We start from the raw sequence: 11,799 nt of genomic DNA on the forward strand, positions 1-11,799 counted from the left end.
CCTTCGTGTGAGGTCGGTGCCTTCAGACGCCGTCGATCCCATCACGCCACGCTCACCCGCGCAGGACCGTAGGTTGGGCAGGCAACGCAGTGCCGCTCATACATGTCAAAGGAGACAAACTAGTGGACCGCCCAATTATTGAACTGCAGCACACGACAAAGAGCTTTGGTCCCGTCAAAGTGCTCAAGGGAATCAATCTCACCGCCTACGCTGGTCACGTCACCGCGCTTGTTGGCGACAACGGTGCAGGTAAATCGACACTTATTAAGGGACTGTCAGGCGTGCAGCCGTACGACGGCGGGACAGTTCTGTTTGACGGCGAGACCGTCAACATCCACCACCCGCGAGAGGCGTCGCGCCTCGGCATTGAGGTGGTCTACCAAGACCTCGCGCTCTGCGACAACCTCGATATAGTCCAAAACATGTTCCTTGGTCGCGAGGAGACGAGTGGGGCTACGTTCGAAGAGGGCGACATGGAGGTGCAGGCCGCAGCCGCGCTCCAGTCCCTGAACGTGCGCACTGTGGAGTCCCTCCACCAAAAGGTGGCCTCGCTGTCCGGCGGGCAGCGACAGACGGTCGCCATTGCCCGTTCCGTGGTTAAACAGGCCAAAGTCGTCATTCTCGACGAGCCCACGGCGGCTCTCGGAGTGGCTCAGACCGAGCAGGTACTGAACCTGGTTCGACGGCTTGCCGACAGTGGCGTCGCGGTCATCATCGTGTCGCACAACCTGCAGGACGTGTTCAAGGTCGCCGACGAAATCAATGTGCTGTACCTCGGAACCCTCACCGCACGTCTCAAGACCTCAGACACCAACCCCAACGATGTAGTGGGCTACATCACCGGGACCAAGACAATGGAAGAGGTTGCCTCGTGACCACCGAATCGGAAACGACCGCGGCAGCGGAAGCCCCACGAGCATCCGACGCTCCTAGTTTGCTAGGTAAGGGCATCGAGCACGGCATCGGTGATCACTTCCGTGCGTACATCAGCCGGCTGCGTGGCGGCGAAATGGGCGCGTTGCCCGCCGTTGGTGGACTCATCGTCCTCTTCATCATCTTTGCCTTCGCGAATGACAAGTTCCTGACTGAGCGCAATATTGCGAACCTCTTGACGCAGGCCGCTCCGCTGGTCGTGCTGGGAATGGCGCTCGTCTTTGTGCTTCTGCTGGGCGAGATCGACCTCTCGGCAGGTGTGACATTTGGCGTCGCGATGGCAGTGTTCGTCAAGTACACGCAGCCCGGTGGTCTGTCCTGGCCCGTCGCGCTCGTGCTCGCCCTCGCCATCGGACTCGCCATCGGCGCGTTCATCGGCTTCTTCGTCGCGAAAATCGGTGTTCCATCGTTCGTGGTGTCGCTGGGACTCTTCCTGGGGTTGCAGGGCGTCATTCTGATGATCATCGGCCAGGGCGGTACGTATCGCGTCATTCCCGAACCCATCAAGGCGATCCAGAACAGCAACATGCCACTGTGGGCGGGATGGGCCATGCTTGCCATCGCCCTGGTGTTGCTGCTCGGTGTGGCTCTCTGGGATCGCGCGCGCCGCGCCTCCTCGGGTGCTCCTAACGGGCCCATCTCCATCATGCTGGCCAAGCTCATCGGGATCGCCATTTTGGGTGCCGTGGTCGTGTTCGTTCTCAACCAGGACCGAGGCACGGAGGCCCGCGCACTCTCGGGTGTTCCCATTGTGGTGCCCGTCGTCCTGGTCCTCGTCATGGTCGGTACTTTCCTCTTGGATAGGACCAAGTACGGCCGTTACATCTACGCGATCGGCGGCAACAAGGAGGCCGCTCGCCGGGCCGGTATCAACGTCACCATGATCAAGTGGACGGCATTCATGATCTGCTCCACCCTCGCCGTTGTGGCGGGTGTGCTGTACGTCTCTCGTGTCGGTTCGGCCGATGCCTCGACAGGACGTGACATTGTCCTCTCGGGTGTGGCGGCGGCAGTCGTCGGTGGTGTCAGCCTGTTCGGAGGACGTGGACGCTTGCTTCACGCACTCGTCGGTGCGCTCGTGATCGCCGTGATCGAAAACGGACTTGGCCTGCTCGGCTTTTCTGCTGGTGCGACGCTTGCCGTCAGTGGTGGAGTGCTCGTACTCGCTGCAACTGTCGACGCTCTCGCGCGACGGCGCAATGGCGAAGTGACCTAGCGCGACGTCACCAGAGGAGTCGGGGATCCCATGATTGACGTGGGGTCTCCGACTCTTGTGTGTATTGCGACCGATGTGCTGAGATTTCCTCCTCCCGAAGGTGCGTGCCAGCTGCTCGCCAGTGGCTCTTGGAGCTCGTCAGGGCATCCGCGTAAACTACCGACATGACCGACACCGCCCAGAACACCGCCGGCACTGACGTAGAGTCCGCCGTCCTCGAAGCCTGCCGTCGCGCAAAGCTCGCCTCGCGAGCGCTCGCGACCGCGACCCGCGCAACCAAAGACGCCGCGCTACTTGCCATGGCGGATGCGTTGGTGGCGCAAGCGCCACGAATCGTGGACGCCAATGCGAAGGACCTCGAGCGCGGCCGCGCAAACGACATGAAGCCGGGTCTGCTGGACCGCCTTGCGCTCACCGAGGAACGCATCGGCTCGATTGCGGAGGCGTTGCGCTTCCTCGCGACGCTTCCGGATCCGGTGGGCGAAGTGAAGCGTGGCTCGACCCTGCCGAATGGGCTGCGACTGATCCAGAAGGCCGTACCCATGGGTGTCGTGGGCATGATCTACGAGGCACGTCCCAACGTGACCGTCGACGCAGCTGGCTTGGCACTGAAGTCGGGAAATGCCGCCGTGCTGCGCGGGGGCTCGGCCGCCGCATCGTCGAATGAAGTGATCGTTGAGGTCTTGCAAGAGGCGCTCGAGGGCGCTGGACTGCCGCGTGACGCCGTGCAGTCCATCGATGCCTATGGGCGTGAGGGGGCTCGCGTGCTGATGAACGCGCGTGGACTCGTGGACGTGCTCGTGCCGCGCGGCGGCCGTGACCTGATTCAAGCCGTCGTCAGTGACTCGACCGTGCCGGCCATCGAGACGGGCGAGGGAAACTGCCACGTCTATCTGGATGCCTCGGCGCCAGTGCAGCGCGCCGTCGACATCGTCGTCAATTCCAAGGCGCAGCGCGTCGGTGTGTGCAACGCGGCCGAGACGCTCGTGGTCCACCGCGACGCGGCTCCCCGTGTCCTGCCCGCGGTGATGGCGGCGCTCCACGCCGAGAACGTCGTGCTTCACGCCGATGCTGCGGCGGCCGGGTTTGCCCCCGAGGGAGTTCCGACAGTGGAAGCCACGGACGAGGACTGGGGCACCGAGTACCTATCGCTGGACATTGCCATCAAGGTAGTGGACGACCTCGACGAGGCGATCGCGCACATCAGTCGCTATTCGACCGGACACACCGAGGCCATCGTGACCGACGACATCGGGGCAGCGGACAGGTTCGTCGCGAATCTCGACACGGCAGCGGTCATGGTGAACGCCTCCACGCGGTTCACTGATGGTGCCGAATTCGGTTTGGGCGCGGAAATCGGCATCTCGACGCAGAAGCTTCACGCACGCGGCCCGATGGGACTAGGCGAGCTCACCACGACGACCTGGGTAGTCTACGGCGACGGACACGTCCGGCCATAGCGTCGACGCTCGTCGCGGCGGCCTCTAAACCGCGCGGTACGTGGAATAATCGGTGCAGACCGTGATTGGAGTCACCGTGATCAATGAAGTTGTTACCACCAGCGAACATGTTGCCAATGAGATGGCCATTCCGCCCGCTGCCATCGGTTTGTTGGCGTTCGCCGGCCTGATGGCCCTGCTGTTCATCACGTTTGCCTTCCGGAGTGTTGGCACCCGTCACTGACGTGAGTGCATCGCGCACCCGGATCGGGGTCCTTGGAGGGACCTTCGATCCAATTCACCATGGGCACCTGGCGGCAGCGTCGGAGGTGTGCGCCGCGTTGCGGCTGGATCAGGTTCTGATCGTGCCCACTGCTGTGCAGCCCTTCAAGCGAGACTCCGTCAGCGCATCGAAGGAACATCGCGTCGCGATGTGCGAGAAGGCGGTGCGCAACGACGCGCGGTTTGAGGTGTCAACCGTCGACATTGATCGTGGAGGAGTAACCTACACGGTCGACACCCTGCGCGACTTGAAGGCGCAGTACCCCTCTGCCGATTTCTTCTTCATCACTGGTGCAGACTCGCTCGCGCGGCTCTCCGAGTGGAAGGACGCGGAGCAATTGGGAGAACTCGCACAATTCGTGGGAGTGACTCGCGCCGGTCATTCGTTTCCCCAGTTAGAAACCACACATCGAGTCGTGGAAGCGCCCTCGTTGGCGATATCCTCGACAGATATCCGTCGCCGCGTTCGGGCGGGTGTGCCGATTCGGTACTTGATGCCCGCGTCGGTGGTCGATTACATCTCGAAGCATGAGCTTTACCTCGGAGGACTGGATGACTGAGCAGGGCAAGCCCCTCTCGCGACGGGACCGACGTGCCATGGAGGCGCGCGCTGCCGCAACCAACCCCGACGCCACCGAGTCATTGGAATCCGCCGGCGATCACCCTTCGCCCCCCACGGACGGCCTGTCGCGCCGTGACCGCCGCCGCATAGAGCGTTCCCAGCAGCCGATGGAGACGTGGACCGCCGAGGAAGAAATGATCGCCACAGGTCAGCTTCCCGCGATGACTCCCGAAGTGATTGCCCAGCAGGAGCAGATTGCCAAGAAGAAGGCAGCAGAGGCCGCAGCCGATGCTGCTGCGGCGGCCGCCGCTCTTGGCCTCGCCCACGGTGACGACGCGCCACCGGCTCCCGCGGATACGGACGCATCGACGCCTCCCGTGCGTGCGAGTGCGTTTGGTCGCGTGGCGGATGCCGGCACCGAGCCTGACGACACTGCTTCAGGCGACGATGTTCCAGAAGGCCGCCCTGCCGAGGTTGGCGGTTCCGACGACAGCGCGACCGACGACAGTGCTTCAGGCGATAGCACCTCCGAAGACGGCGATACCGGTAGCGACGTGCCTCTCGAGGATGCGCCGCACATCGACGAGTCGGCAATGGCCGCGACCGACGACACTGACGCTGAGATGGTCCCACCCGAGGCCGGGACCACTGATGGGTCGGAGTCTGAGCACCAGCCCGCAGATGAGTCTGACGATGGCGCTGACGCCGAGCCGTCAAACGAAACCGTTGCGGAATCTGATGTTGCGCCCCACGAGGACTCCGACGTGGCGTCTGAGGTGGACGGCGGCGAGCCGGACCTGGCCACTGAACAGCCGCTGCCCGGTGACGATGACGGGATCCCTGCGGCGTTCCGGGGGATGTTCCCGCCTGGCTCATTGCAAGCACGTGTCATGGCAGCACGCCGTGAAGAGGCAGCCCAGGCGGCCGCTGCACCCGCCGCACGTGCGTCGAGCGCGTCATCGAGCGACTCCCTCGAGGAATTTCGACGCCTGACCGCCGAAGCCATGGCGGGCATCGAGGGCTCAGCCGCACGCGCCGAGGCGCAGGCTGAGCCGACGGATCCCCAGCCCGAGTGGGGTGCGCCCTCGGAGCACGCAGCGGATGACTCATCCGCGGATGCCGAGCTTGATGGCTCAGGTGACAAGATCGACGCTGAGGACGGCGAGTCAGGCGTAGATGCTGACGACGTCGCTACCGAGCAGAACCCTTGGCACGCCGCACCAGTACTCGCGGCAACCACCTCACCACCCGCGGGCGACGTAGCCGACGCACGTGAGCTCGACGAGTCTCCCGCCGAAACGGATGCCGAGCCGTCGACATCAAGCGACGGGGAGTCGCTCGATGCGGATGCCGATGCCATGCCGCCCAAGGCCTCGTTCGACGACCTGATCGCCGCCCCTGAGGGCGAGGTTCCACTCGCCGAACAGACTGTCGATCCAAAGGCGGCGCTGCCTCAGGCGTCGGACGAGAACCCGACGGTTGAGCCTTCGATTTGGGACTCGCACCCGCTCAACGACACAAACGCCACCGCTCGTGAGTTGGCGGATGCGCCATCGCAGGCGATTCCGCAGCCCGACTTTTCCAAGTTGGCACCCGCGACAAACCCCGAGCACCCGGCGCCGTTCTCTCCCACGGCCTACACGGGCGGGGAGCCGCCGTTGACGACCGGCAGCATCGAGGTCGCGCGTCGCAAGGTTCCTGAACTTCATCCCGCGGGTGGCGCACGCCACTTCCGCTGGGCGCATATAGCCGTCATCGGTGCCATAGCTTTTGTTCTCGGCGTGCTCGTATGGAATTTGGCAGGGCAAGGATCATGACCGCGACAGAACGAGCCATCGAGCTCACACGAATGGCAGCATTGGCCGCCGACGACAAGAAGGCGGAGAACATCGTCGCCCTCGACGTGAGCGCCAAGATGCCGCTTGCCGACGTCTTCCTCATCGCATCGGGCAGCAATGAGCGCCACGTAGCCGCGATCGCCGAGGGCATTGAGGACGCTCTGCGCGCCGAAGGCACGGACGCGAAGCGCCGTGAGGGCGTGCGCGAGGGCCGCTGGGCGCTGCTGGATTTCAACGACGTGATCGTGCACGTGATGCACGACGAGGATCGGGGATACTACGAACTTGAGCGCCTCTGGAAGGACTGCCCGGTCGTACCGCTTCCGATAGCCTCGGATTCATGACACAAGTCTACATCGTCCGCCACGGCCAAACCGACTGGAATGTCGAAGGGCGTCTGCAGGGGTCCTCGAACACGTCGCTGAACGACACCGGGCGTGAGCAGGCGCGGCACGCCGCCTCGACTCTGGGTGCAGCGGTGCGCGAGGGTGTCGTCGTGGTGAGCTCGCCGCTCGACCGTACTCGAGAGACCGCGGACATTATTGCTGCGCAGTGGGGGAGCGAGATCCACACCGATCAGCGCCTGGTCGAGCGTGACTACGGTCCGTGGGAGGGCCTGACCGCCGACGAGCGCGAGCAATTCGACCCGCTGCAGCACAAGGCGTGGCGTGCCGGGCGTGAGCCAGAGTACGAAGGCTATGAGAACCACGCGACCGTTGGCGCGCGTATGGTCGAGGGAATCCTTCACTGGGTTGAGCAGGCGCCTGACGACCTGTTGATCGTGACGCACGGAAGCTCCGCGCGTATGGCGATTCTTCACCTCCTCGAGCTGGAGGTCGCCGGCCGGCGCGTCGGAAACCTCGAAAACGCCGCCTGGTCTCGACTGGTGCAGCCCGAAGGTGGAGGCTGGTCGCTAGACCGCCACAACATCGGCGCTGAGTAATACGCCTCGACCCCGGCCCCACGTGGCATCGCGTGACGGGGATCGGGAACCGCGGTTCAGGGCCCTAAGAGCTGGCCGTGTGGCTCACACCGCGCCCCTTCATTCCTGCGTTCAGGTTTGGGTTGTTTTTGGTGACCCCGCCAATCCCACGTTCACCTGGTGGTTGAATTCTCGCGGCTCCGATTGACCGACCGTCTAGACGGACTGTACGATGGAGCGATGCCCACCGAGACCCGCGCCTTAGATACCCGTACTGCCATCGTGCAGGCGACTTTCGACCTGACCTTGGCGAACGGGGCGGTGCCGTCGCTTGACGCGGTGGTGCGAGCATCGGGCGTCTCCAAGGGCGGCTTGCTACACCATTTCCCCACACGGGTGACGTTGCTTCGTGGCCTCGCCCAGTGGCTGGGCGCCAAGTCCATCGCCTGGTTCGATGATCTCTGCGAGCAGGGCTCAGCGATCGATGCCTGGCTCGCCGCGTCGACCCCCAAGTCCGAGGAAATGAACGAGATCTTCGTGCTCTTCACCACGATGCAGGCGCTGCGTGCGGCGGGGGAGACCGGCGACAGCGACTACGGCGAGTTCACCGCCCACGTGGACCGGAAGATTGCCGAGGAACTCGCCGGGCCCGATGCCGAGCAGCGCGCGCTCTTGATCCGACTCGTGGGAGACGGGCTGTTCTTCGCGTCGCTCCTCGGGTCCAGCGTTCCCGAGGCGGCTCGCCTCGCTCTTAGTGAGCGGCTGGCAGCACCGGTTCCCTCGTGATTCTCGCGGCACCAGCCGCACCCTGCATGACGTCACCGATGCGCATCTGTGTCCCACGGTGGCTCGCTTTCTCTTAAAGGAATGACCAATGTCCCTCTTTACCAGGCCGAACTCTGCAGCCGAGATGTCTCACCGGCGGCAGTGGGCCGCGCTGGCGGTGCTCATGCTGCCCGTTCTGCTGATCTCGGTCGACAACACCGTGCTGAGCTTTGCTCTACCCATCATCACCGAGGACTTGGGGCCCAGCGCCACGATGCAGCTCTGGATCGCGGACATCTACGCGCTCGTACTTGCCGCATTGCTCGTCACCATGGGTAGCCTGAGCGACCGGTTTGGTCGCCGACGCATGTTGATTATTGGCGCGGTCGGCTTTGCGCTGGTGTCTGCCTTCGCCGCATTCGCGACGTCCCCCGAGCAGCTGTTCGCTGCACGGGCGGCGCTGGGTCTGTTTGGCGCGATGCTCATGCCCGCGACGCTGTCTCTGCTGCGCAACATCTTCATCGACCCGATGCGCAGGCGGAAGGCCATTGCGATCTGGGCCACCGGGTTTGCTGCCGGCAACAGCCTGGGGCCCATCCTCGGCGGCGCCCTGCTCGAGCACTTCCACTGGGGCTCGGTGTTCTTCATTGCCGTACCAATTCTGTTGCCGTTGCTCGTGCTGTACCGCTTCCTCCTGCCCGAATCCAAGGATCCACACCCGGGTCCCGTTGACCTCGTCAGTGCCGTGTTGTCCTTCGTCGGCATGTTCCTGGTGGTCTGGTCCATCAAGACGCTGGCTCACGACGGCGTGACCGTGTGGCCCATCGCGGCAGCAGCCATGGGCGCCGCCATCATCGCGTGGTTCATCATCCGTCAGCTGCGCAGCGCGACTCCGCTGCTCGACGTCCGCCTCTTCAAGCGCCTCCCGTTCACTGCCTCGGTGCTTGCGAACTTCCTGTCCGTGGTCAGCCTCATCGGCTTCCTCTTCTTCATTGCTCAACACCTGCAGTTGGTGCTAGGGATGAGCCCCATGAACGCCGGACTGGTACTGCTTCCTGGAGCAGTGCTATCCGCGATCGCCGGGATCGGTGTGGTGCGGTTGAGCAAGAAGTTCGCGCCGAAGTATCTGATGGTGGCCGGACTGGTACTCGTTGCCATCGGCTTCATTCTGGTTTTCGTGTTCCGTGTCGATTTCACGGTCCCGGCGATCCTGCTGGCCTTCGGCTTCATCGAGATCGGCGTGGGCATGTCGCAGACGCTGTCCAACGACACCATCATCGGTTCCGTTCCCGCGGAGAAGGCTGGTGCCGCATCGGCCATTTCAGAGACGGCTTACGAGCTGGGTGCCGTCGTGGGCACCGCGACTCTCGGAACCATGATCACCGCGTTCTATCGCACGAACATGACTGTCCCGGCCGGGCTAACTCCGGACCAGGCGACCCTAGCGGGGGAGACCATCAGTGGCGCTGCGGTGGTGGCGCAGGAGGTTCCTGCAACCATGGCGAGCGAGCTCATGGCGTCTGCCGGGCAGGCATTTGACTCTGGCTTGGGCTGGCTGGGTCTAGTGAGCGCCGTGCTCGTCCTGGGCGCAGCAGCGATCGTGATGGTGGGCTTCAAGGACCGCTCCCCGGTTCACCGCGAGGAGCCTGCGCCGACTCTCGTGAGCTAATTCGTCCTCCGATTAGGAAAGTGCGCCGCCGATTCGGTACTATGGCAGTCGCTCTTCGGGGCGCTCCGGTCGCAAGACCGCGGGGCTGTGGCGCAGCTGGTAGCGCACCTGCATGGCATGCAGGGGGTCAGGGGTTCGAGTCCCCTCAGCTCCACCAAAGAAACACGAAAGCCGTCCTTCGGGGCGGCTTTCGTGTTTCTCAGCAATTCCCTACTGAGGTTTAGGCTTGACGCTATGCACAAGATATTTTCGATGCCCGTCGCTGACGTCTATCCGCTCTACGTCACGAAGTTGGAACGCAAGGGGCGCACGCGTGAGGAGCTCGATGAAGTCATCGAGTGGCTCACCGGTTACGACGATGCGACGCTCGCCGAGCAACTCGACACGGGCGCCACATTCGACGAGTTTTTCGCGGGCGCGAAGCTTAATGCACACAGCAATCTCATCAAGGGTGTGGTGTGCGGAGTAAGGGTCGAGGAGATCGAAGACCCGCTCATGCAGAAGATTCGCTACCTCGACAAGCTCGTCGACGAGCTCGCGCGCGGCAAGTCGATGGAGAAGGTGTTGCGCGCTTAGCACGTGCCAATGGCGCTAAGCGGCTCGATAGATCCTGATGTCGCCTAGCTTGGTGCGGGCACGTATCGACACCGTCTGCTCATCGGACGCCGGCGCCCGGTCACCGTCGAGTTCGTTGCGCACATGTCCTGATGTGGACGATAAGTCGAGCCAGGCCGCGGCTCCCTTGAGAACTCCCACGGAGAGTTGGCCGAATCCGCTTTCAAGTTCCGCTGCTCCGCTGGACACTTCGCCGACCTTAATGCTTCCGTAGGCAGTCTTGCCGACGATTGAACCCAGTACCTTGCCGACGTCGAGGTCGCCGTAGGAAAGATTGGCCGCAACACTGCTATTGGCTCGTTCGATCATGATGGTGCCGTGTGAGGCCTTGAGGCTTGCGTCGCCGGCGACCGTGCCGATGCGAATCTGACCCATGTCGGCCTTGATCTCCGCGGTACCGTCCACGTCGCCCACCGACACGCTGCCGTGCGACGCACTGGCCCACAGGTCTCCAGTGGTGTCGAGTTCTACGGCACCAGACGAGCTCTTGACTCGAGTAGCGCCCAGGCGACCGACGGAACGCACTACGCCGACGGCGAGTTCGCCGGAGAACCGCGAACCTGAGGGTAGCTCGACACGGATGTCCACGGACTCATGGGGTCCCATCCACATGAATCGCGGGCGGGGCCCGGTGATGACTAGGCGTTCCCCGTCGAATTCGACGGCGGTGTCTTGGGCGCCGCGGCGGTCTTTAGCGTTGTCCGGGTTAGTGGGAGCGATCGTGACCACGGTGTCCGTGCGGTCGGTTGCGAATACCTCGAGGGCGCCCACCTCGAGGTGGACGGCGAGGTCGATGGGGCGGGGAGTGCTAAATGTGGGCATGCTGGCGCCTTCCTTGATGTGGGCGTGTGTACTCGGCCCCGCGGGCTGCGGGGCTGGTGAATGGTGGTGGGTCGCTCTAGCGTGCCCAACCGGTGAAGTTGTCGCCTGTGCGCAGGGTTCGTTGCGTGGATCGTCGCTGCTTGGGTTGGAGGGCGTCGGCCACCGCCCGCACGAGCCAGGCGTTGACGGACACTCCGTCCGCTGCGGCAGCATCGTCCACCCGTGACTTGAGCGCATCGGGTAGTCGTAGCGTGGTACGCGAGGTGCTGACGTCATCCAATTCGGTCGATGCGGGGGGCGTGTTCTCCATATCGGCTTCGGTCTGCGCTTGGGTCACCACGAATTCGACCTCGCGTCCGCGCAAGCGCAGATCGACCGACCCGGGAGCCAGTTCGCGCGTGATCTCGCCTGCCGCTGCTGAGAGGGCGTCGAGGAGGACGAGCCGGCTGGCTGCGTCGAGCCCGGAGGCGAGTCGTTCGGCCACGGCGCGAGTGTCGTCGCCGCCGTCGTAGGTGGTGTTGATGAGCTGACGCTGCAGATCGGTGACGTAGGTTCCAAGTTCCATGCCATCATTTTGACACCACGATGGTGTCATGTCAAGCAATATTGGTGTCAATCGCGAGCCGGGAGCCGCACGATGCGGCAAGTGGTCCGCGTAGAATGGCACCATTGCGGCAACGAGACACTGCGGCAACGAGAAAACGGCGATCACGGATTGGCGGAAACCCATGCTGAG

General features: G+C 63.7%; 13 protein-coding genes and 1 tRNA gene. 12 read left to right on the forward strand and 2 right to left on the reverse strand.

The features are described from left to right. Nucleotides 1-122 precede the first annotated feature (122 nt). The 12 genes from AOP73_RS08975 (at nucleotide 123) to AOP73_RS09025 (ending at nucleotide 10,202) form a co-directional block, all read left to right on the forward strand. On the forward strand, nucleotides 123-875 hold the full coding sequence (locus AOP73_RS08975; protein ID WP_061965158.1) for an ATP-binding cassette domain-containing protein: 753 nt from the start codon (nucleotides 123-125) through the stop codon (nucleotides 873-875). Continuing rightward, nucleotides 872-2,149: a sugar ABC transporter permease gene (locus AOP73_RS08980; RefSeq protein ID WP_061965160.1), complete on the forward strand. Its 1,278-nt coding sequence runs from the start codon at nucleotides 872-874 to the stop codon at nucleotides 2,147-2,149. Before AOP73_RS08975 ends, AOP73_RS08980 begins: the two co-directional genes overlap by 4 nt. Nucleotides 2,150-2,313: 164 nt before the next feature. Continuing rightward, the gene (locus AOP73_RS08985; RefSeq protein WP_061965162.1) at nucleotides 2,314-3,609 is read left to right on the forward strand and encodes a glutamate-5-semialdehyde dehydrogenase; all 1,296 of its coding nucleotides are present in this window, start codon (nucleotides 2,314-2,316) and stop codon (nucleotides 3,607-3,609) included. Nucleotides 3,610-3,661: 52 nt separating this feature from the next. Further along, nucleotides 3,662-3,832, forward strand: coding sequence for a hypothetical protein (locus tag AOP73_RS12040; RefSeq protein ID WP_160295465.1), 171 nt, complete (start codon nucleotides 3,662-3,664; stop codon nucleotides 3,830-3,832). Beyond that, nucleotides 3,816-4,430, forward strand: coding sequence for a nicotinate-nucleotide adenylyltransferase (gene nadD, locus AOP73_RS08990; RefSeq protein WP_236683581.1), 615 nt, complete (start codon nucleotides 3,816-3,818; stop codon nucleotides 4,428-4,430). The genes AOP73_RS12040 and nadD overlap by 17 nt, the downstream gene beginning before the upstream one ends. Next, nucleotides 4,399-6,249 (forward strand): hypothetical protein, encoded by a 1,851-nt coding sequence (locus AOP73_RS08995; RefSeq protein WP_152650621.1) that lies wholly within the window; start codon nucleotides 4,399-4,401, stop codon nucleotides 6,247-6,249. Before nadD ends, AOP73_RS08995 begins: the two co-directional genes overlap by 32 nt. Next, nucleotides 6,246-6,614, forward strand: coding sequence for a ribosome silencing factor (gene rsfS / locus AOP73_RS09000; protein WP_061965168.1), 369 nt, complete (start codon nucleotides 6,246-6,248; stop codon nucleotides 6,612-6,614). The genes AOP73_RS08995 and rsfS overlap by 4 nt, the downstream gene beginning before the upstream one ends. Then, entirely contained in the window at nucleotides 6,611-7,213 is a 603-nt protein-coding gene (locus tag AOP73_RS09005; RefSeq protein WP_061965170.1) for a histidine phosphatase family protein, read from the forward strand. The genes rsfS and AOP73_RS09005 overlap by 4 nt, the downstream gene beginning before the upstream one ends. A gap of 219 nt (nucleotides 7,214-7,432) precedes the next feature. Continuing rightward, entirely contained in the window at nucleotides 7,433-7,978 is a 546-nt protein-coding gene (locus AOP73_RS09010; RefSeq protein WP_061965172.1) for a TetR/AcrR family transcriptional regulator, read from the forward strand. A gap of 88 nt (nucleotides 7,979-8,066) precedes the next feature. Further along, nucleotides 8,067-9,626, forward strand: a complete 1,560-nt coding sequence (locus tag AOP73_RS09015) for an MFS transporter (RefSeq protein ID WP_061965174.1) — start codon at nucleotides 8,067-8,069, stop codon at nucleotides 9,624-9,626. A gap of 81 nt (nucleotides 9,627-9,707) precedes the next feature. After that, a tRNA-Ala gene (locus tag AOP73_RS09020) sits at nucleotides 9,708-9,783 on the forward strand. Nucleotides 9,784-9,860: 77 nt separating this feature from the next. Next, the gene (locus AOP73_RS09025) at nucleotides 9,861-10,202 is read left to right on the forward strand and encodes a DUF2200 domain-containing protein (RefSeq protein ID WP_061965176.1); all 342 of its coding nucleotides are present in this window, start codon (nucleotides 9,861-9,863) and stop codon (nucleotides 10,200-10,202) included. 15 nt (nucleotides 10,203-10,217) lie between these two features. Here the strand turns inward: AOP73_RS09025 and AOP73_RS09030 are convergent, their stop codons facing one another. Continuing rightward, a complete protein-coding gene (locus AOP73_RS09030) occupies nucleotides 10,218-11,063 on the reverse strand; it encodes a DUF4097 family beta strand repeat-containing protein (RefSeq protein WP_061965178.1) in 846 nt (281 codons plus the stop codon). Between the two features lie 76 nt (nucleotides 11,064-11,139). Next, nucleotides 11,140-11,628, reverse strand: coding sequence for a hypothetical protein (locus AOP73_RS09035; protein ID WP_061965180.1), 489 nt, complete (start codon nucleotides 11,626-11,628; stop codon nucleotides 11,140-11,142). Nucleotides 11,629-11,799 lie beyond the last annotated feature (171 nt).

The organism is Demequina aurantiaca (assembly GCF_000975135.1).
In the GTDB taxonomy this organism is placed as follows: Bacteria; Actinomycetota; Actinomycetes; order Actinomycetales; family Demequinaceae; genus Demequina; species Demequina aurantiaca.

Bases quoted from the DNA above. Each gene is read 5' to 3' on its own strand.
- AOP73_RS08985 (WP_061965162.1), top strand. From the start codon at position 2,314: ATGACCGACACCGCCCAGAACACCGCCGGCACTGACGTAGAGTCCGCC.
- AOP73_RS08995 (WP_152650621.1), top strand. From the start codon at position 4,399: ATGAGCTTTACCTCGGAGGACTGGATGACTGAGCAGGGCAAGCCCCTC.
- rsfS (WP_061965168.1), top strand. From the start codon at position 6,246: ATGACCGCGACAGAACGAGCCATCGAGCTCACACGAATGGCAGCATTG.
- AOP73_RS09005 (WP_061965170.1), top strand. From the start codon at position 6,611: ATGACACAAGTCTACATCGTCCGCCACGGCCAAACCGACTGGAATGTC.
- AOP73_RS09010 (WP_061965172.1), top strand. From the start codon at position 7,433: ATGCCCACCGAGACCCGCGCCTTAGATACCCGTACTGCCATCGTGCAG.
- AOP73_RS09015 (WP_061965174.1), top strand. From the start codon at position 8,067: ATGTCCCTCTTTACCAGGCCGAACTCTGCAGCCGAGATGTCTCACCGG.
- AOP73_RS09025 (WP_061965176.1), top strand. From the start codon at position 9,861: ATGCACAAGATATTTTCGATGCCCGTCGCTGACGTCTATCCGCTCTAC.
- AOP73_RS09030 (WP_061965178.1), bottom strand. From the start codon at position 11,063: ATGCCCACATTTAGCACTCCCCGCCCCATCGACCTCGCCGTCCACCTC.
- AOP73_RS09035 (WP_061965180.1), bottom strand. From the start codon at position 11,628: ATGGAACTTGGAACCTACGTCACCGATCTGCAGCGTCAGCTCATCAAC.